The 18,003-nt window shown below is 70.0% G+C and carries 21 protein-coding genes and 1 pseudogene; 6 read left to right on the top strand and 16 right to left on the bottom strand.

The window, feature by feature from the left end; genetic code table 11:
• Positions 1-391: 391 nt before the first annotated feature.
• From Hbl1158_RS10480 to Hbl1158_RS10460, 5 genes and pseudogenes are all read right to left on the bottom strand, one after another.
• Positions 392-642: pseudogene (locus Hbl1158_RS10480) on the bottom strand (type II toxin-antitoxin system HicA family toxin).
• A complete protein-coding gene (locus Hbl1158_RS10475; protein ID WP_234297195.1) occupies positions 643-888 on the bottom strand; it encodes a hypothetical protein in 246 nt (81 codons plus the stop codon).
• A 289-nt stretch (positions 889-1,177) separates the two neighbouring features.
• Positions 1,178-3,097, bottom strand: coding sequence for a molecular chaperone DnaK (dnaK, locus tag Hbl1158_RS10470; protein ID WP_234297194.1), 1,920 nt, complete (start codon positions 3,095-3,097; stop codon positions 1,178-1,180).
• Between the two features lie 232 nt (positions 3,098-3,329).
• The gene (locus tag Hbl1158_RS10465) at positions 3,330-3,956 is read right to left on the bottom strand and encodes a nucleotide exchange factor GrpE (RefSeq protein ID WP_234297193.1); all 627 of its coding nucleotides are present in this window, start codon (positions 3,954-3,956) and stop codon (positions 3,330-3,332) included.
• Between the two features lie 51 nt (positions 3,957-4,007).
• Positions 4,008-4,307, bottom strand: coding sequence for a hypothetical protein (locus Hbl1158_RS10460; protein WP_234297192.1), 300 nt, complete (start codon positions 4,305-4,307; stop codon positions 4,008-4,010).
• A gap of 232 nt (positions 4,308-4,539) precedes the next feature.
• On the opposite strand from Hbl1158_RS10460, the gene Hbl1158_RS10455 reads away from it, so the two are divergent.
• On the top strand, positions 4,540-5,313 hold the full coding sequence (locus Hbl1158_RS10455) for a YihY/virulence factor BrkB family protein (RefSeq protein WP_234297191.1): 774 nt from the start codon (positions 4,540-4,542) through the stop codon (positions 5,311-5,313).
• A gap of 73 nt (positions 5,314-5,386) precedes the next feature.
• Here the strand turns inward: Hbl1158_RS10455 and Hbl1158_RS10450 are convergent, their stop codons facing one another.
• The 3 genes from Hbl1158_RS10450 to Hbl1158_RS10440 are packed head-to-tail and all read right to left on the bottom strand — an operon-like array spanning position 5,387 to position 7,039.
• A complete protein-coding gene (locus tag Hbl1158_RS10450) occupies positions 5,387-5,716 on the bottom strand; it encodes a HalOD1 output domain-containing protein (RefSeq protein WP_234297190.1) in 330 nt (109 codons plus the stop codon).
• The gene (locus tag Hbl1158_RS10445; protein WP_234297189.1) at positions 5,713-6,183 is read right to left on the bottom strand and encodes a hypothetical protein; all 471 of its coding nucleotides are present in this window, start codon (positions 6,181-6,183) and stop codon (positions 5,713-5,715) included. Before Hbl1158_RS10445 ends, Hbl1158_RS10450 begins: the two co-directional genes overlap by 4 nt.
• 55 nt (positions 6,184-6,238) lie before the next feature.
• Positions 6,239-7,039, bottom strand: a complete 801-nt coding sequence (locus Hbl1158_RS10440) for a helix-turn-helix domain-containing protein (protein WP_234297188.1) — start codon at positions 7,037-7,039, stop codon at positions 6,239-6,241.
• Between the two features lie 191 nt (positions 7,040-7,230).
• Here Hbl1158_RS10440 and Hbl1158_RS10435 point away from each other — a divergent pair, with 191 nt between their 5' ends.
• Positions 7,231-8,580: a DEAD/DEAH box helicase family protein gene (locus Hbl1158_RS10435; protein ID WP_255764065.1), complete on the top strand. Its 1,350-nt coding sequence runs from the start codon at positions 7,231-7,233 to the stop codon at positions 8,578-8,580.
• A 48-nt stretch (positions 8,581-8,628) separates the two neighbouring features.
• Here the strand turns inward: Hbl1158_RS10435 and Hbl1158_RS10430 are convergent, their stop codons facing one another.
• On the bottom strand, positions 8,629-9,030 hold the full coding sequence (locus Hbl1158_RS10430) for a hypothetical protein (protein WP_234297187.1): 402 nt from the start codon (positions 9,028-9,030) through the stop codon (positions 8,629-8,631).
• Between the two features lie 133 nt (positions 9,031-9,163).
• On the opposite strand from Hbl1158_RS10430, the gene Hbl1158_RS10425 reads away from it, so the two are divergent.
• The gene (locus tag Hbl1158_RS10425; RefSeq protein ID WP_234297186.1) at positions 9,164-10,864 is read left to right on the top strand and encodes a DUF790 family protein; all 1,701 of its coding nucleotides are present in this window, start codon (positions 9,164-9,166) and stop codon (positions 10,862-10,864) included.
• Positions 10,865-10,900: 36 nt separating this feature from the next.
• Here the strand turns inward: Hbl1158_RS10425 and Hbl1158_RS10420 are convergent, their stop codons facing one another.
• On the bottom strand, positions 10,901-11,440 hold the full coding sequence (locus Hbl1158_RS10420; protein ID WP_234297185.1) for a hypothetical protein: 540 nt from the start codon (positions 11,438-11,440) through the stop codon (positions 10,901-10,903).
• The gene (locus tag Hbl1158_RS10415; RefSeq protein WP_234297184.1) at positions 11,437-12,387 is read right to left on the bottom strand and encodes an RsmB/NOP family class I SAM-dependent RNA methyltransferase; all 951 of its coding nucleotides are present in this window, start codon (positions 12,385-12,387) and stop codon (positions 11,437-11,439) included. Before Hbl1158_RS10415 ends, Hbl1158_RS10420 begins: the two co-directional genes overlap by 4 nt.
• Positions 12,388-12,471: 84 nt before the next feature.
• On the opposite strand from Hbl1158_RS10415, the gene Hbl1158_RS10410 reads away from it, so the two are divergent.
• Together Hbl1158_RS10410 and Hbl1158_RS10405 are read left to right on the top strand one after the other, a co-directional pair.
• A complete protein-coding gene (locus tag Hbl1158_RS10410; RefSeq protein ID WP_234297183.1) occupies positions 12,472-13,212 on the top strand; it encodes a PAC2 family protein in 741 nt (246 codons plus the stop codon).
• A 59-nt stretch (positions 13,213-13,271) separates the two neighbouring features.
• A complete protein-coding gene (locus Hbl1158_RS10405; RefSeq protein ID WP_234297182.1) occupies positions 13,272-14,390 on the top strand; it encodes an aminotransferase class I/II-fold pyridoxal phosphate-dependent enzyme in 1,119 nt (372 codons plus the stop codon).
• Between the two features lie 26 nt (positions 14,391-14,416).
• Here Hbl1158_RS10405 and Hbl1158_RS10400 read toward each other — a convergent pair whose 3' ends face one another.
• From Hbl1158_RS10400 to Hbl1158_RS10390, 3 genes are all read right to left on the bottom strand, one after another.
• Complete coding sequence (locus Hbl1158_RS10400; RefSeq protein WP_234297181.1) at positions 14,417-14,683, bottom strand: hypothetical protein; 267 nt, start codon at positions 14,681-14,683, stop codon at positions 14,417-14,419.
• A 41-nt stretch (positions 14,684-14,724) separates the two neighbouring features.
• Positions 14,725-15,906, bottom strand: a complete 1,182-nt coding sequence (locus tag Hbl1158_RS10395; RefSeq protein WP_234297180.1) for a redox-regulated ATPase YchF — start codon at positions 15,904-15,906, stop codon at positions 14,725-14,727.
• Positions 15,907-16,023: 117 nt separating this feature from the next.
• On the bottom strand, positions 16,024-16,377 hold the full coding sequence (locus tag Hbl1158_RS10390) for a hypothetical protein (protein ID WP_234297179.1): 354 nt from the start codon (positions 16,375-16,377) through the stop codon (positions 16,024-16,026).
• A gap of 125 nt (positions 16,378-16,502) precedes the next feature.
• Here Hbl1158_RS10390 and Hbl1158_RS10385 point away from each other — a divergent pair, with 125 nt between their 5' ends.
• Positions 16,503-16,697 (top strand): DUF5800 family protein, encoded by a 195-nt coding sequence (locus tag Hbl1158_RS10385; RefSeq protein WP_234297178.1) that lies wholly within the window; start codon positions 16,503-16,505, stop codon positions 16,695-16,697.
• Positions 16,698-16,788: 91 nt separating this feature from the next.
• Here the strand turns inward: Hbl1158_RS10385 and Hbl1158_RS10380 are convergent, their stop codons facing one another.
• Positions 16,789-17,082 carry a hypothetical protein gene (locus Hbl1158_RS10380; RefSeq protein ID WP_234297177.1) on the bottom strand — a complete coding sequence of 98 codons (294 nt, stop codon included), beginning with the start codon at positions 17,080-17,082 and terminating at the stop codon, positions 16,789-16,791.
• A gap of 72 nt (positions 17,083-17,154) precedes the next feature.
• Positions 17,155-17,946: a ribonuclease H-like domain-containing protein gene (locus tag Hbl1158_RS10375; RefSeq protein ID WP_234297176.1), complete on the bottom strand. Its 792-nt coding sequence runs from the start codon at positions 17,944-17,946 to the stop codon at positions 17,155-17,157.
• Positions 17,947-18,003: the final 57 nt, after the last annotated feature.

The following is an 18,003-nucleotide window of genomic DNA, read 5'->3' as shown; positions in this document are numbered from 1 at the left end:
CGATCTTCTCGTCAATTACACCCCTGTTCGTGAACTCGAACGTGGCCATTCCGATATTGTGTGGATTAGCTCCGGACGTGGTCCGTTCAACACGTCGCAACTTCTGTTTGAGTCGTTCCTCATCAAGAGAGTCAGTTGCAAATTCGCGAAGTGCAGCCTGTGTCCGATTTCGTACTTTCCCCATTGTATCTTTAGAGAGTCAAACACTCGACAAGCAATGAATGTTGATCTTGTCCACAGATCATAACTCAATATTCCGCATCTTTCTATCAGACAACACAGGCGTTTGTCGGCGAAACAAACGGCAATAGATCGCTGAATACATTTTCCTTTGATCTCAACAGAGCCGATTCGAGTATGTCGGCTCGACAAGCCGATGTCTAGCCGACAGTCACCGATGCTCGTCGATCCACTCACACCACGCGTGGAAGTCCTCGGCCCCGCACTGGTCAGCGATCGACTGCAGCGTTCCGGTCGGGATCTCGTCTTCCGACGCGATGGGAACGGTCACGATCCGAACTTCGTCCGTATCTGGTGACTCGTACCGCATTTTCAGGTGACTGCCGACACGACCGACACGCTCGTACCCGAAACCGGGAGGACAGACGCGATCTCGCGTCCGGAGAAGTTCGTCCGGGCCATTCACCGCATGAATTCGGGAAGCTCCTTGTCACCGGGCTCCGTGTCTTCGAGGTCCTCCTCGGTGACGGGTTCGCCGCCGCCTTCGTGAAGTTCGATCGCCTCCGCGAGCATCCGGAGGGCTTCCGCTTTCGTCTCACCGAAGGACGCGACAGCGGTCTCGATGTCTCTCGCCGTTATCGAGCCGTCATCCTCGTGAATGAACTCGACGCCTTCCCCGTCGGAAGCGTCGCGTGTCGCACTCGCCATACCTCGTCTTCGCGCACCGCTCGAATAAGCGTTCTGTCGGCTGCGACCTGTGGAGTTTCCGAAACTACGACGGACTCGTCTCGCTCCTCCGTCGACTGGACGACTTCTCTGACTCTACGAGTCCTCCTCGTCGTCCTCGACGTTCACGAGAACTTCGCTCTCGTGGGCAGACGAGAACGGCGACTACTCGTCGCCGTTCTCGTCCACTTCGAACCCCTCGCTCCGCTCGGGGTTCGAAACTACGGAAGACTCGCTTCGCTCGTCTTCCGAGTTGACGACTCCTCGGACTCTACGAGTCCTCGTCGTCGTCAACGTCCTCGAAGTCGGCGTCGACGTACTCCTCGTCGTCGCCGTCGGCGGCAGCACCCGCACCGGGGCCCTGACCGCCCATACCGCCCATGCCGCCGGGGCCCGCGCCCGCGGCCCCCTCGGGGCCGCCCGCGCCGCCGGGGCCGGCCTGGGCCTGCTGCTGGTACATCTGCTTGCCGATCTCCTGGAGCGCCTCCGAGAGGCTCTCGGTGGCGTCCTCGATCTCGTCGGTGTCGGCGTCCTCGTCGGCGAGCACCTCCTCCAGCGCCTCGATCTCCTCGCGGATGTCGGACTCGAGGTCGTCGTCGACCTCCTCCTCGTTCTCCTCGAGGAGCGTCTCGGCGCGCTGGACCGCGCTCTCGGCCTCGTTGCGGGCCTCGATGCGACGGCGACGCTCCTCGTCCTCCTCGGCGTGCTGCTCGGCCTCCTCCTGCATGCGCTCGATCTCCTCGTCGGAGAGGCCCGCGCCGCCCTCGATCGTGATCGACTCGGCGTTGCCCGAGCCCTTGTCCTCGGCCTCGACGTTCACGATGCCGTTCTCGTCGATGTTGAACGACACCTCGATCTGCGGGGTGCCCGCCGGGGCCGGCGGGATGCCGGTGAGCTGGAACTCGCCGAGCAGTTCGTTCTCCTCGGCGATCTCGCGCTCGCCCTGGAAGACACGCACCTGCACCGAGGTCTGGTTCGCGGCCGCGGTCGTGAAGATCTTCGACTCCTCGGTCGGGATGGTCGTGTTCTTCTCGATGAGGCGCTCGAAGAGGCCGCCCTTCACCTCGATCCCCAGCGACAGGGGCGTCACGTCGAGCAGGACGAGGTCGTCGACGTCGCCCGAGAGCACGCCGCCCTGGATCGCCGCGCCCAGCGCGACCGCCTCGTCGGGGTTGACGTTCTTCTTCGGCTCGGTGCCGAGGATCTCCTCGACTTTGTCCTGCACCTGCGGCATTCGCGTGGACCCGCCGACGAGGATGACCTCGTCGATGTCGTCGGCGTCGTAGCCGGCGTCCGACAGCGCCTGCTCGGTCGGGCCGACTGTGCGCTCGATGAGGTCCTCCGTGAGGCTCTCGAACGTCGCGCGGGTGATCTCGGTCTCGAGGTGGACCGGGCCGGAGTCGGTCGCCGTGATGAACGGGAGGTTCACGCTGGCCTGCTTCCGGCTCGACAGCTCGATCTTCGCCTCCTCGGCGGCGTCCTTCAGGCGCTGGAGCGCCTGGCGGTCCTCGCGCAGATCGATGCCGTGCTCGTTCTCGAACTCCTCGGCGAGGTGGTCGATGATCGCCTCGTCCCAGTCGTCGCCGCCGAGGTCGTTGTCCCCGTTCGTGGCGACGACCTCGTAGACGCCGCCGCCCAGGTCGAGGACGGACACGTCGAAGGTGCCGCCCCCGAGGTCGTACACCATCACCGTCTGGTCGGACTCGTCGTCGAGGCCGTACGCCATCGAGGCGGCGGTCGGCTCGTTGACGATGCGCTCGACCTCGAAGCCGGCGATCTCGCCGGCGTCCTTCGTCGCCTGGCGCTGCTTGTCGTTGAAGTACGCGGGGACCGTGATGACCGCCTTCTCCACGTCGTCGCCGAGGTACTCCTCGGCGTCGCGCTTGATCTTCTGGAGGATCATCGCCGAGATCTGCTGGGGCGTGTAGTCCTCGCCGTCGATATCGACGGAGTAGTCCTCCTCGCCCATGTGCCGCTTGATCGACTGGATCGTGCGGTCGGGGTTCTGGACGGCCTGGTTCTTCGCCGGCTTGCCGACGAGTCGCTCGCCGTCGTCGGTGAACGCGACGACGGACGGCGTCGTTCGGTCGCCCTCGCCGTTCACGATGATCTCTGGGTCGTCGCCCTCCATCACCGCGAACGCGGAGTTCGTGGTCCCGAGGTCGATCCCGAGGATCTTGTTGGTCGCCATCTTGCTCACGAATAGCGCCGCGAGTCCGTTAAACGTTACTAGACAGGGCGTACCGCGGTCCGCGGACGAATCGCCGCTGTCTTGCGATTATCCAGAACCGTTAGTCGGGCGAGTGGCAACGCTTATCACGAAGTGCGGATCCAGCCGACCGGTCGGCTTCCTCACGCCGCTCCGATGTCTCCACACCGCTCCGATGTCTTCACGCCGCTTCGACACCTCCACGCCGCTCCGGCTATTCCCCGTCGCTGACGGTGATCTGCGCGGCCTCGATCACCCTGTCGGCCATCTCGTACCCCTGCTTGAACACGTCGACGACGGTGCCCTCGGGTCGGTCGGAGTCGACGCGCATCATCACCTCGTGGCGCTCCGGGTCGACCACCTGACCCGGTTCGGGGTCGATGATCTCCACGTTCTCCTCGGCGAGGACGCGATCGAACGTCTCCAGCGTGGACTCGACGCCCGGACGGATGTCGGCGTCCTCGTCTTGGTCGAGCGCGCGCACGAGGTTGTCCCGGACCTCGGTCAGCCGGCCGACGAGCGACTCGGTCGCCCGCGCCTTCTCCTGCTCCTGACGCTTCTTGGCGCGCTTCTTGTAGTTCTGGAAGTCCGCCTTCGTCCGCCGGAGGCTCGACTCCAGCTCCTCGACGCGTTCGGCTGACTCGACGGCCTCGCGCTCGAGGGCCGCGACATCGGCCGCCAGCGCGTCGTCGTACCGTGCCACCTCGTCGGCCAGCGCGGTCTCGATCACGTCGTCGCCGTCGCGGTCGGTCGACTCGGCCTCGGTACCTGCCGGCGCATCGCCGGCGGCGTCGCTCGCGTCCTCCGAGTCGTCGCGTCCGGCGTCGGCCTCTTCGCTCATACCTACCCGAAGCGGTCGCGCGGAGATACGGATTGCGGATCCGCGTTGGGATCACTCCTCGTCGCGTCCTTCCCCCGTCTCGACGCTCGTTCTGAGGTCGTCGATCCGGTCGTCCAACACCGACAGCGCCGCGTCGGCGTCGACGTAGCCGCGATCGTAGTCGTCGTACACGTCCGCCGCGGCCGAGAGAAATTCCGAGACCGCATCCTCAGTCGCGGACTCCTCGTTGGTCGCGGACTCCTCGTCGGTCGCGGTCGATTCATCGATCGCGGTCGCCCCGTCGGCGTCGCGGCTCGCGTCGCCGTCGGCGTCAACGTCGGTACCACCGTCGATATCCTGATCGTCACTCACATCGGGTGATCCGCCGGTGTCGCTTGTGTGGCTTGCGGACGCCCCCGAGTGCGGCCGCCGAACGTCGCCGTCTCCCCCGCCGCCCCGGCCGCGCGCTCGGGTACGACGACGATAACCCGTCGCCACGTCGGACATAACCAACCGACCCGCGGGCGTGTTTCGGACACGTTCCGATGGTTTCCGGAGTTCGCACCGAGACGCCGACCGGCACGCGTGGGGCCACCGATCGACCGTGAGAGTCTCGGGAGACGACGCGATCGCCGGGGTTCGCGCGGTCGTCGCCCGCGCCCGGAACGCGGGGATCGGGTTCCTCGCGGCGGCCGTCGCGTACTACGCGCTCGTCTCGCTTGTCCCGCTCTCGGCGCTCGTCGCGCTCGCGGTGACCGCGGTCGCCGGCGAGACGGTCGCCGACCGCGCGGTCGCGACGCTCGGTGACGCGCTCTCGCCCGCGGGCCGAGAGGCGGTCCGGGGCGTGCTCACCGGCGTCGGCGGCCGCGCGCGCACGACGGCCGTCGGCGCGGTCGTCCTGTCGTGGGGGGCCACCCGGCTGTTTCGCGGCCTCGACCGCGCGTTTGCCCGGGTGTACCGAACCGAGGAGCGCGGCGGGGTCCCGGGACACCTCCGCGACGCGGTCCTCGCGCTCGCGAGCGTCCTCTCGGCGGTCACGGGCGTCGTCGCGGTCGAACTGCTGGTGACCGCCGATCCCGTGACCGGCCTCGTCCGTGCCCTCCTCCGGGTCGCGCTGCTCGTCGGCCTGCTGTCGCCGGCGTACTACGTCCTCCCAGATGTACGGGTCGGCGTCCGCGAGACGCTTCCCGGAGCGGCGGTCGCAGCGGTGGGGTGGACGGCCCTGTACGTCGGGTTCGGCCGCTACGTCGGCGCGTCCGGAGGGGGCGCGCTCCCGGGGCTGCTCGGGGCGGTCGTCCTCGTCGTCACGTGGCTGTACGTCGGGTCGTTCCTCCTGATCGCGGGTGCCGTGATCAACGCGGTCCTGGCCGGGCGGTGATCGCCGGCTTCCGATCCGGGGAGGCGCGACCGCACGGCGCGGGCGGGGGATCGCCACCCCCGATCGGGAGCGCTCAGCGGTCGAGTTCCCGAATCAGCACTTCACCGCGCCCGTCCAGCCTGACCCGGTACCCGGCGTACGTGAACTCGACGACCGTCTCACCCGCACACAGCCTGTCGAGCGCGGAGGGGTCGAGCGACCCGTGGAGCACCGGTACGCTGTCGGAGCCGTCCCCGCGTAGCTCCCCGACGGCGAGCGGGACGAACACGCTCGGCGGCAGGAGGCCCGGGTCGAACGACGCCCGGTACGCGTCCTCCTCGGTGGCGTACCTGAGCACGACGTCGTCGATGACCGGCACGTCCTCTAGCGCCGGCGGACCGCCGTCGGAACCCCGATCGCTCATCCGGACGCGGGCGTCCGGTCCTCGATTCCGGCGAGCTTCCCGGCCAGCCGCTCCACCCGCCTGAGCGACTCGATCGTCTCGCCTTCGATCCCCGAGAACTCGACGGTCCGGGCGTCGGCGTCGTACTCCACGACGCCGGCGTCCGCCAGCTTCGGGAGGTGGACGTGGGCCAGCGAGATCGACACCCGCTCGACTGCCGGCGGGTCGAGTGGGGCGTCATAGTCGCGAGGGACGTCATAGTCGCAAGGGGCGTCTGGGTCGCGAGTGGCCCCCCGACCGGCGTCGCCATCGAGGCGATCGATCGCATCCGCGGTCTCCATCGATGCGACAGCCGCCGCGAGGTACCCCACGTCGATCGGGCCCGATCCCGTCCGGTCGACGAGGTATCGCAGCGTCAGCCGTCGCCGCCCGTCGCCCAGCAGCGTGAACACGTCGTCGCACGTCGCGTGGTTGGATGATCTCCTCACGATCCCCGCGACGACCCTCGAAGAAAAAGTCGTTCTGACGGACCCGTCGAAAGGGTCACCGACGGTCCCGGAGCGCGTCCCGAACCGCCTCCGTCAGCGTCGTCACGACCCGTTCGCCGTCCCGGTCGCGGGTCACCAGCCCGTCGTCGTCCAGCCGACAGAGGTGGTGCGAGACGGTGCTCGGTGCCCGGTCCAGGTGATCGGCCAACTCGCTCACGGTCGCCGGCCCGTGCCGACGCACCGACTGCAGGACGCTTCGGCTCGCGTCGTCCGCGATCGCGGCCTGAACCGTTCGGTCGTGATCCCCCACCGCCGGGGGGAACAGCCGCTTACTGCCGCGGATCTTCTCCGTCCCGATCGCTCGGTCGCGTTCGAGGACGCGGGTGTGATACCGGACGGTCGAGACCGGCTCCTCGACCGCGGAGGCGACCCCCGCGAGATGAATCCCGGGGCGCTCGGAGACGGCCTCCCGAATCCGTCGCCGCGTCTCGTGATCGAGGGCGTCCGATCCGTCGTCGAAGCGGCTGCTTCCCGCGGCGACCAGCACCACGGGCGTCGGATCCGTGACCGTCTCCGCGGCGTGTACCGCGATCGCTCGCACGTCGACGCTGCCGTCGGACGTACGCGCGTCGGCGACGCCGACGACCGAGCCGTCTACCGGCCCGAGGCCGGAGGCGTCAGGACTGCCGAGCGGAGCTCGCTGTGAACCGGGTACGTCCGTCCCGGTAGTCGCGCCGTCGCCGCCGTCGACGGGCGCGGTCCCCGTCGGGGACACCGTGGGAACCGCGGCGACGCCGCCGGCGACGACGACGGCGACGAACACGAGCGTCGTGTGCGGTCGCGGTGTTCGGGTCATAGTTCGGATCGATCCGCTCGGGACCCTGGGTGCCGAGACGATCCGGCGTCAGGTCCCGGCCGCGAATACCTCACCCCGGATGAAAAGCCGACGGACAGGACGGCTACCGATTGCGTGCCGGTTGGGTCCAATTCGTCTCGACCGAACCCTCCGACGGCGGACTTATGCCCGATCGGCGTCCACTCTCGCCCGTGTCGTCGGTCACGCTCACCTACGAAGACGGGACGATCCGGGTAGCGGGCGCGCCGGCCGACGAGTCCCTCCCCGGCGTCGAGGCCGACGCCCGGACCGGCGACCGCCGTGCGCCCGCCCACCGCTACCGCGAGGTCCGCGACGCCCTCCGCGACCGCGACCGCGACGTGGACGACCGCGTGCTCGATCTCGAAACCCTCCCTCCGCTCGATTCGGGCTACACGCTCCGTGAGTACCAGCGAGAGGCGCTCGACGCCTGGGAGTCGAACGACCGCCGCGGCGTCCTCGAACTGCCGACCGGCAGCGGCAAGACCGTTACCGCGCTGTCGGCGATCGCGGCGGCCCGGACGCCGACGCTCGTCGTCGTCCCGACGGTCGACCTGCTGGAGCAGTGGCACCGCGAACTCGCCTCGACGTTCGACGTTCCCGTGGGACGGCTCGGCGGGGGCGAGCAGACCGTCGAGTCGCTCACCGTCTCGACGTACGACTCGGCGCACCTCCGGGCCGACGAGTTGGGCGACCGGTTCGGCCTGCTCGTGTTCGACGAGGCGCACCACCTCGGCGGCGAGGGATTTCGCGACATCGCGCGGCTGTTCGCCGCGCCGGCTCGTCTCGGGCTCACCGCGACGTTCGAGCGGCCGGACGGGGAACACGAGCGGGTCGAGGAGCTGATCGGCCCGGTCGTGTACGACCTCGACCCCGACGACCTCGCGGGCGAGCACCTCGCAGACTACGAGATCCGCCGGATCGAGGTCGACCTGACCGACGAGGAGCGCGAGCGCTACGAGGCGGCGCAGGGAACCTTCCTCGAGTACGTGCGCGACGCGGGGATCACGTTCCGTTCGGGCTCCGACTACCAGGAGCTGGTGAAGCGGTCCGGGAACGACCCGCGCGCCCGCGAGGCGTTGCTGGCGAAACAGCGCGCCCGCGAGGTGATGATGAACGCCGACGCGAAGCTCGCGGCGCTGTCGCGGATCCTCGACCGCCACCGCGGCGAGCGCGTCATCGTCTTCACAGCCCACACCGACCTCGTCTACCGGATCTCGACGCGATTCCTGATCCCCGCGATCACCGCCGAGACCGGAACGAACGAGCGACGGGAGATACTCTCGCGCTTCCGCGAGGGCACCTACTCGCGGGTCGTCGCCGCGAACGTGCTCGACGAGGGCGTCGACGTGCCCGAGGCGAGCGTCGGCGTCATCCTCTCGGGCAGCGGCTCCGAGCGGGAGTTCACCCAGCGACTCGGCCGGATCCTCCGGCCCGGGGCCGACGGAACGAGGACGGCGACGCTGTACGAGCTCGTGACCAACGAGACGGCCGAAGAACGGGTCGCGCGTCGGCGGCGATAACGGTGACGGTCGACTCCCGCGGACCGCCTCTCGTCCCCCTTTCGCCGGTCAGTTCACCTCGACTCGAAGCGACCCGTCGCGGGTGAACGCGTCGTACGACAGGGATGTGGACACGTCCACCTCGACGCGGGATCCGGGGTCGACGGTCGCGTCCGCGGAGGCGGTGTCCTCCTCGTCGCCGGCGGTCGCCGTGACGACGACGGTCCCGGACCGACGCTCGCCGGTGGGGTTCTCGACGGTGACGCGGACGATCAACTCGCCGTCGTCGCCCTCGACGTCGCCGAAGTCCGCGACCGTCAGTCCGTCGGCACCCGAGTCGGTCGCCTCGGGCGACCGCGGCGCAGTCGCCGGTCCCGAGGGCTCCGTCGGCGACGTGCAGCCCGCGAGCGTGGCAGCGCCCCCGAGCGCGGCGAGTCGCCCGAGCGATCCGAGGAGTCCGCGCCTGTTCACGTCTCCCCGGTTTCGGGGATCCGGCATGAGCCTTGCCCATCCGGGTCGCGGTCGCGGGTGCTCGTCGACCGATGCCGCGAGCGCGACCGACCGCCGCGGCTTTACCCGCCCGGACGGTACCTCGGCCGAGAGCGTGATCAGGAAGGACCTCCTTCGGGTCAGTCGCCGCGGCGGCTACCGGCCGGCGTTCGTCGCCGGCGACCCCGACGCACGCCGCCTCGCCGCGCGGGCGATCGGCGTCTTCCAGGGGCACGTCGGCGAGCGCCGCGGCGACCTCGACGCGGCGCTCTCGGCGCTGGAGCGCGAGGCCGACGACTTCAAGCTGGTCCGCGGGCTCGCCTCCCTCCTGGAACGGGAGGCCGGCTTCGAGACGCGCGCCCCGATCCCGCCCGAGCGCGCCCGTCGCGTCGCCTTCGAGAGCGCCGAGGCCGTCCTCGCCGACGGACTGTCCCCCTCCGACGAGGATGCGTCCCCCCGACCCGACGACGGCGTCGCCACCGAACCCGAGTCCGACGGCGTCGCCACCGAACCCGACTCCACCGCCGTCGACGCGGACGACGAGCGGGCGGCGGTGCTGAAGCGAGCGGCCGACCGCCTCGGCGTGACGCCCGAGGAGATCGAGGCGTCGCTGTACGCCGACCGCGACGTGAATCGGGTGCTCGTCGAGTTCGACCCCCGGTGGGACCCCGACGACCTGCTCGTGCAGTACGACCTCTCGCTGGCTCAGACCGCCCTCTTCGACGCCACCGAGGTCCGGGTGCGCTCGACGGACCCGAAGGCGCTCGTCTCGGCGGCGAAACGCCTCGGGCTGCTGTACGAGATCCGTGTACGCGAGGGGGACGGCCCGACGGATCGCGAGGTGGTCGTCACCGGCCCGGACGCGCTCTTTCGACGGACGCGACGCTACGGAACGGCGTTCGCGCGGCTGCTCCGGACCGTCGCGGCCACCGCCGACGAGTGGACGCTCTCGGCCGACATCGACGACCGCGGCCGCGAGTACCTGCTCGAACTCGCGGACGACGACGTCTCGGTCCCCGGTGTCGAGCCGCTGGCCGAACCGGCCTTCGACTCCGGCGTCGAGGCCGACTTCGCCGCCCGGTTTCGCGCGCTCGACCTCGACTGGACCCTCACGAGAGAGCCCGAGCCGCTCCGGGTCGATCCCGGCGACTCGGCCGACGGCGACGCGGCCGCCGGCGACTCAGCCGACGGCGCATCCGGCGACCCCGCGCCGCGCGTCATGATCCCCGACTTCGCCTTCGAGTACCGCCACGCCGACTTCCGCGTCTTCTTCGAGGTGATGGGCTTCTGGACGCCCGAGTACGTCGAAAAGAAGCTCGCGCAGCTCGCCGACGTGGAGGACGTCGACATGATCGTCGCCGTCGACGAGAGCCTCGGCGTCGGGGAGGCGGTCGCGGCGCGGGACCACCGCGTGATCACCTACTCGGGGACCGTCCGCGTGAAGGACGTGGTCGACGTGCTCCGCGAGTACGAGGCCGAACTGGCCGAAGAGGTGACCGCCGACCTGCCCGCGGAGTTCGTCCCCGATGACGACGCGGTCGCCGTCGCGGATCTGGCCGCCGAGTTCGGCGTCCCGGTCGACGCGCTGGACGACGTGTCGTTCCCCGAGCACCGACGCCTCGGCGGCACGCTCGTCCGCCCCTCGGTGCTGGAGCGCGTCGCCGACCGGATCGAGGAGGGAATGGCCTTCGGCGACGCGGAGGACGCGCTCGCCGACGCGGGACTCACCGACGCGAGCGCGGCGCTGTCGGCGCTCGGCTACCGCGTCGCGTGGGAGGGGCTCGACGGCGGCACGGTGCGCGAGAAGGCGGAGTAGTCGGCGTCGGCGCGGACGGGTCGGACCCGCCCCCCACTACTCCCCGAGGTCCGGAAGCTCCTCCTGATACCCCTTGGGCACGACCGACCGAAGTTCGTCGTAGAGGTACAGCCCGACCCCGATGGGTACCTGCTCGCCCGCGAGGTCGTGCGTCGCGATCAGGTAGCCCCAGTCGCCGTCCCACTTCGGCAGGTCCTGATCGTGGCCCACGGCGAACGCCGTCGCCTGCCCCGGGGACAGTTCGATGACGTTTCGGGTCGCGAGCTGGCCCCACTTGCGGGCCGCCGTCGTCGTCGGCTTCCAGTGTTCCTGTCGCGTCCGGAGGACCGTCATCCCGACGCCCTCGCGCTCCTGCGGGGTGGGGAGGTCGCCGGCGAACGCCCAGATCTTCCCCTTCCCCTTCTCCCAGAAGGTGTGACCGTCGAACGTCTCCGGTTCGATCCCGAAGCGGGTCTCCCACCAGTCGAGCACCTCCGCGCGGGTCGCGCGCCCCTCGACCTCGCGGTCGGCCGCGGTGGCGGGCAGGCGGTCGAACTGACCCCCGTCGTTGCCGGGGGCACCCTCGCCGTCGGTCATCCCGCCACCTCCGACCCCGCGTCCGAATCGCCGCCGACCCGGAGCTTGGCGAGGAAGAACCCGCCCGTGTCGTTGTGGTGTGGGTAGATCCGCGTCGCCCGCGACACTTGCTCGTCGTACCTCTCGCCGTCCCACTCGGTGACGCCGGGAACTGAATCGAGGGGACAGTCCCACTCGACGACCTCGCAGTCCCCCTCGCGGAGCACGTGATCCAGCACGGCCTCGTTCTCCTCGGGCGCGAACGTGCACGTGGAGTAGACGACCGTGCCCCCCGGCCGGGTCGCCTGCACGGCGCGCCGGAGGATTCCCTTCTGAACGCCGGCGACCTCGTGGACGTGATCGAGGGTCCACGTCTCGAAGGCGTCGGGGTTCTTGCGGATCGTCCCCTCGCACGAGCAGGGGGCGTCGACGAGCGTCGCGTCGAACGCCTCGAAGCCGAACCCGTTCAGCGAGTAGTTGCGCGCGTCCTGCTGGTCGACGACGAGGTTCGTCACGCCGAGGCGCTCGGCGTTGTGCCGCAGCGCGGACAGCCGGCCGAGGCTGGTGTCGTTGCCGACGAGGACCCCCGAATCCTCCATCAGCGCCGCGAGCTGTGTCGTCTTGCTCCCGGGCGCGGCGCAGGTGTCCCACACTCGCGTCCCGGGGTCGGGGTCGAGCGCGAGCGCCGGGAGACACGACACCTCCTCCTGGCCGTGGACCCAGCCGTGGGCGTACGGCCACGTCGTGCCCGGCGAGCGGTCGGCCATCCGGAACAGTCCCTCGTGCCAGTCGGCGCGCTCGTAGCCGGTGCCCTCCTCGTCGAACGCGCGGGCGACGCGGTCGGCGTCGGCCGCGAGCGCGTTGACGCGCACGACCGACGGGAGCGGCCGGTCGCAGGCGGCCCGAAACGCCGCCTCGTCGTCGACGAGGGGGACGTAACGGTCGAGCACGCCGTCGTCGTCGTTCATACCCACGAGTCCGCGCCGCCGCGGTTGTCCCTTTCGGACGCCGGCGCGACCTAGGTTTATAGCCGAGAACGGTCGAGTACGCGTATGGGACACATCGACGTGGTCTCCGAGCGCGAGTTCGACGACCCGGTGCTCGTCGAGGGATTCCCCGGCGTCGGTCTGGTCGGCAAGATCGTCGCGGACCACCTCGTCGAGACGCTGGAGATGGACCTGTACGCGACGGTCCATTGCGACGGACTGCCGGCCGCGGCCGCCTACGCGGCCGGCGACCGCGCGGTCACGACGCCCGTTCGGCTGTACGCCGACCGCGACTCCGACCTGTTGGTCCTCCAGTCGGACGTGCCCGTCTCCCCCGACGCGGCCGAGGAGTTCGCCGGCTGCATCGAGGGGTGGTTCCGCGAGGCGTCGGTGACCCCGTTGTACATCGCCGGCCTGCGCGGCGACGGCGAGTCGGAGGGGCCGCCGACACTACGCGGGGTCGCCGTCGGCGGCGCTGACGACGTGCTCGACGGCCTCGACGTGCCCGTCCCGGAGGCCGCCGGGTTCGTCTCCGGACCGACCGGCGCGCTGCTGGCGCACGCCCTGGAGGCGGACCTCCCCGCCGTCGGGCTGGTCGTCGACGCCGACCCCCAGTTCCCCGATCCCAGCGCCGCACAGGTCGTGCTGGAGTCGGTCGTCGGGCCGCTGGCCGCGGTCGACGTCGACGTCGGGACGCTGGAGACGCACGCCGAGCGGATCCAGCGCGCCAAGGAGCAACTGGCCGCGCAGATGCAACAGGGCGAGGAGAACGTCTCGCAGGCGCAGTCCATTCGGATGTACCAGTAGCGCCGCGCTCGCGACGCCGTGGGGAAACGCCTAACACCGCCGCCGACCCCGGTGTCTCCATGACCAGTTTCTCCGAGCGCGTGGAGCGTATCTCCATCAGCGGGATTCGCGAGGTGTTCGAGGCCGCCGGCGACGACGCGATCAACCTCGGGCTCGGTCAGCCCGACTTCCCGACGCCCGATCACGCCAGAGGGGCGGCGATCGACGCCATCGAGGCGGGCGACACCGACGCCTACACCGGGAACAAGGGCACCGCCGAACTGCGCGAGGCGATCGCCGCCCGACAGGGGGACGACCTCGGCGTGCCGATCGACCCGGACGACGTGATCGCCACCGCCGGCGGGAGCGAGGCGCTGCACCTCGCGCTGGAGGCGCACGTCGACACCGGCCAGGAGGTGCTCATCCCGGATCCGGGGTTCGTCGCCTACGACGCGCTCGCGAAGCTCGCGGGCGGCGAGCCCGTGCCGGTCCCGCTGCGCGATGATCTCACTATCGATCCCGCCGCAATCGAGGAGGCCATCACAGAGGACACGGCCGCGTTCGTCGTGAACAGCCCCGGCAACCCCACGGGGACGGTCTCCTCGGAGGCGGACGTGCGGGAGTTCGCCCGCATCGCCCGCGAACACGACGTGTTGTGCGTCTCCGACGAGGTGTACGCGCCGTTCGTCTTCGACGGCGACCACCGCTCGCCCCTGGAGTTCGAGCGCGAGAACGTCGTCGTCGTCGACGCCTGCTCGAAGCGCTACTCGATGACTGGGTGGCGGCTCGGGTGGGTCACCGGCGCGAGCGACCGGATCGAGCGCATGCTTCGCGTCCACCAGTACGTCCAGGCGTGTGCGTCCGCCCCGGCGCAGTATGCCGCCGAGGCCGCACTCACGGGTCCCCAGGGGGTCGTCGACGAGATGCGCGACGCCTACGAGCGACGGCGCGACCTCGTCGTCTCCGGCCTAAGCGAGGCCGGCCTCGAGTGTCCGACCCCGCAGGGCGCGTTCTACGCCATGCCGCGCGTGCCCGAGGGGTTCGTCGACGAGTGCATCGAGCGCGGGGTGATCGTCGTCCCCGGCGAGGCGTTCGGCGAACACGGCGCGGGCCACGCGCGCATCTCCTACGCCGCCAGCGAGGCCGAACTGGAGGAGGCGCTGGGGATCATTGCAGAGGCGGCCGCGGCGGTCTCCTGACCGCGACGGTCACCACCCCGTCGCGCTCACGCCTCGTCGGATCGGGCATCCGAGCCGTCCAACGGGGCGGTAAACATCTGTCTCGCGAGCGACGAGGCGAGATATCCGACCGAGAGCGACAGGAGCAACCACGGGAGCACGACCACGACGGCGGCGATCAGGCCCCCGTCGGGGGACGCGCCGTAGGTGTCGCTCCAGACGTAGCGTTCGGCCCCGATCGCGAGCGAACACGCGGGAAGCAGTACGGCGGCGGCGCTGCGACGGATCGTCCTGCGGAGGGCGGCGTCTGACACGTCGCGATCGCGGGTCGCCCCGGACCAAAGTCGTTCCGCCGCTACGACGCCGTCGAGACGACCTTGATCACGTCGCCCTCTTCCAACTCCGTGTCCTCGCCGATCCGGCGGTCCGCCCGGGCGTCGACCGCGTGAAGGTAGCCGTCGCCGATGTCCGAGTGGACGGCGTACGCGAGGTCCTTCGGACCGCTCCCGCGCGAGAGCAGGAACGCGTCCGGGAGGACGTTCCCCTTCGCGTCGGTCCACTTGCTCTCGTTTTGGACCGGGTAGGCCGTAATCTTGTCGAGCAGGCCGTACACCGCCTCGTTCAGCGCCGTCTGGACGCCGGTCCCGCCGAACTCGCCCATCACCCCCCGGATCTGTTCGAGTCCCTCGGCCTGCTGGTCGCTGAGATCCCCCGTGACCTCGAAGTCCTCGTCGCCGGGGTCGTACTCGATCACGCCGGCCTCGGCCGCCCGCCGGAGCGCGAGTTCGCCGTCCGCCGTCGCGGGGATCACGGGCTTGTCAGTCTCGCGCAGGCGCTCGACGTTTTCCGGGGGCGCGATGTCGGCCTTGTTGGCGACGAGGACGATGGGCTTGGTTCGGGCGCGGACGTCCGCGGCCAGTTCCGCGCGGTCCTCGTCGGTCCATTGGATCGGGTCGTCGGGGTACTCCAACCCGCGCAACACCAGCGTCACGTCGTGTTCGCTCGCGCCGAACCCGGTGAGCAGGTCGGTGACCGCCTCCTCGAGGTCGAAGTCGGGCGAGCGCGACTTGCGCTCGACGGACTCCCAGTTGCGATCGAGGATGCCCGCGAGCCACGCGTCCATCTCGGCCTCGACGAAGTCGACCTCCTCGACCGGGTCGTACTCGCCGACCTCCACTGGCTCGCCCTCGGCGTTCGTCGCGCCCGCGGCGTCGACGACCTGCAGGATCACGTCGGCGTCGGTCAACGCGTCGAGGAACTGGTTTCCGAGCCCCTTTCCCTCGTGTGCGCCGGGGACCAGCCCCGCCACGTCGAGCAACTCGACGGGCACGTAGCGCTTGCCGTCGTGGCAGTCTTCGTCGCCGCACCGCTCCTCTCGCGAGAGACAGGGACACTCGGTGCGGACGTGAGTGACGCCCCGGTTCGGGTCGATCGTGGTGAACGGGTAGTTGCCCACGTCCACGTCGGCCATCGTCGCGGCCGTGTAGAAGGTGGACTTGCCCGCGTTGGGCTTGCCCGCGAGCGCGATGGAGATCATGGAACTGGATCGGCCGGGCCGCCGAAAGGCGCTTTCGGTCCGGAGAACCGCGCGGGCGTCGTCGCCGACGATGCCGCTCACGGGGCCGATGTCGCAGTCTGCGACGGCGACCGTCGCTTACGCCTCTAGCAGCCGATCGAGCGTCGCCCGGAGGTCGCCGACGCGGGCGTACTCCATGGCGACCTCGTGGACCGAGAAGGCGGTGCCGTCGAACGGCGGGAGGTCGCGCGCGGCCGCGTACGCCCGGAGCCAGTCGTTGATCGCGCCGGCCAACAGCGAGCGCTCGACCGCCGACAGCTCGACCCCGTCGCGTCGGCACTCGACGTACACCCGGACCAGCGGCCGCACCCCCGCCACGGCGTCGGCGGCCGGGTCGTCATCCGGGTCGAACCGCCGACACTTCCGGCGGGAGGCCTCCGCGAGCCCGGTCACCTCCTGGAACCGCGGCGAGCGCGACACCTCCTCGCACATACCCCCGATAGGTAGTCCAGTCGGGCATAAAACCGCGTGGTCCGCCGCGTCGACGGGCCCCGACGCCGCGAACGGCATCGGTCCGGGACCGTTCGCTTAACTACGGCCGTCGGCTACCTCCGGCCATGACCGCGCTGTCGTTCGACGAGACCGGCGTCGACGTCGTCTACGAGGGGACCGAGTTCAGACTGGAGAAGGAGCTGATCGAGGAGGCGACCCAGAAGTCGTACACGGACGTGACCGACCACGAGGTGTTACAGATCGTCGAGGAGTCCCCCGCGCTGTCGGGAGAACCCCGTCGCGTCGGCGACATCATCTGAACGGGGGGAGGGCCGGCGCAGCCGGTCGTCGTGAGTCGTCGTCGCCGACGCCGTCACCTCCGTCGTCACCCGGGGCGTCTCGTCGCGCGTCTCAGCCGAGGCCGCGCTGGTCCGGTTCCTCCTCCAGCGTGCTCGCGCGCTCGACGAGGTGGTCGATCAACTCGGTCGCGGTCTCCTCGACGGTCGCGAGGTCGTCGTCGGATCGCCCCTGCACGCGGACGCTCACCTGATACAGTCCCAGTTCGACCTCGGGAACCGTGTCGCCGCCCTCCGACCGGTCATCGGCGTCTCGACTCGTCGCGCCCTCGACGATGTCGCCGGTCTCGTCGGCGTCGCCCGTGCCGTCGGCCTCGGCGGCGTCGCTCGGGTCGGCTGTATCGCTCATACGCGAGGCCCGGCGGCCGGTATGAAAAGCGTGCCGTCTGTCGACCCCCGGCGTCGGCAGTCCGGTCCCGTGTCAGTCGACGGTCCGACCCGCTTCGTCCGTTTCCCTGGCGTCCACGCCGGTCGGGAACGTCTCCTCGTGGAGGCGACGCGTCACCTCGTCGGCGAGCGCGCGGAGGTTCACCGTGTCGTCGCGGTTGTAGGAGACGAGTCGCTCGAGGGCTCGCTCGTCGCCGTCCTCGTACTCGTACCACAGGCGGACGGCGTCGCGGCCGGTCAGCTCCGGACCGTCGCGGGCGATCCCTAACTCCGTCTCGATCGGCTTGAGCCCGCCCGTCAAGCCGGCGGTTCGGCAGGGGTACATGAGGTCGAGATGCGGCGTGTCGACCTCGAGGTCGAACGACGTCTCCAGGAACGGCACGTCGAAGCGCGCCCCGTTGAACGTGACGAGCACGTCGGCGGCGTCGAACTGCTCGCGAAGCGCCGCGGCCGTGAGGTCACGTCCGCGGACCAGCGTCTCCGTGTCGCCGTCCCGGTGAAACGAGACCGTCGTCACCCGGTCGCGTTCCTGAGACAGCCCCGTCGTCTCGATGTCGAAGAAGCACGCGCCGTCGCGGAAGTCCTCGTACAGCCGCCAGCGCTCCCCGGAGGGGAACGCCCGGTCGAAATACTCGGCGTCGCGGTCGTCGAGTCGCTCGGCGGCCTCGTCGATGAACGACTCGATCCGCGAGGCCGTCGTCGCGCCGACGCCCGGCGCGCGCTCGACCCGGAACTCGTTCCACTCGCGGATCCCGTTCTCCCACATCCGTCGCTCGGTCGTCGAGCCGACTCCCTCGACCGGAATGAAGCTGTTTCTGATGCGCATTGTCGGTGTGACTCGCGGTTCCGCTTCGTCCGTCCGGTCCGCGATCCCGTGTTCGTT

Source organism: Halobaculum sp. CBA1158 (assembly GCF_021431925.1).
In the GTDB taxonomy this organism is placed as follows: domain Archaea; phylum Halobacteriota; class Halobacteria; order Halobacteriales; family Haloferacaceae; genus Halobaculum.
This window is presented reverse-complemented; position numbering and strand designations above follow the sequence as displayed.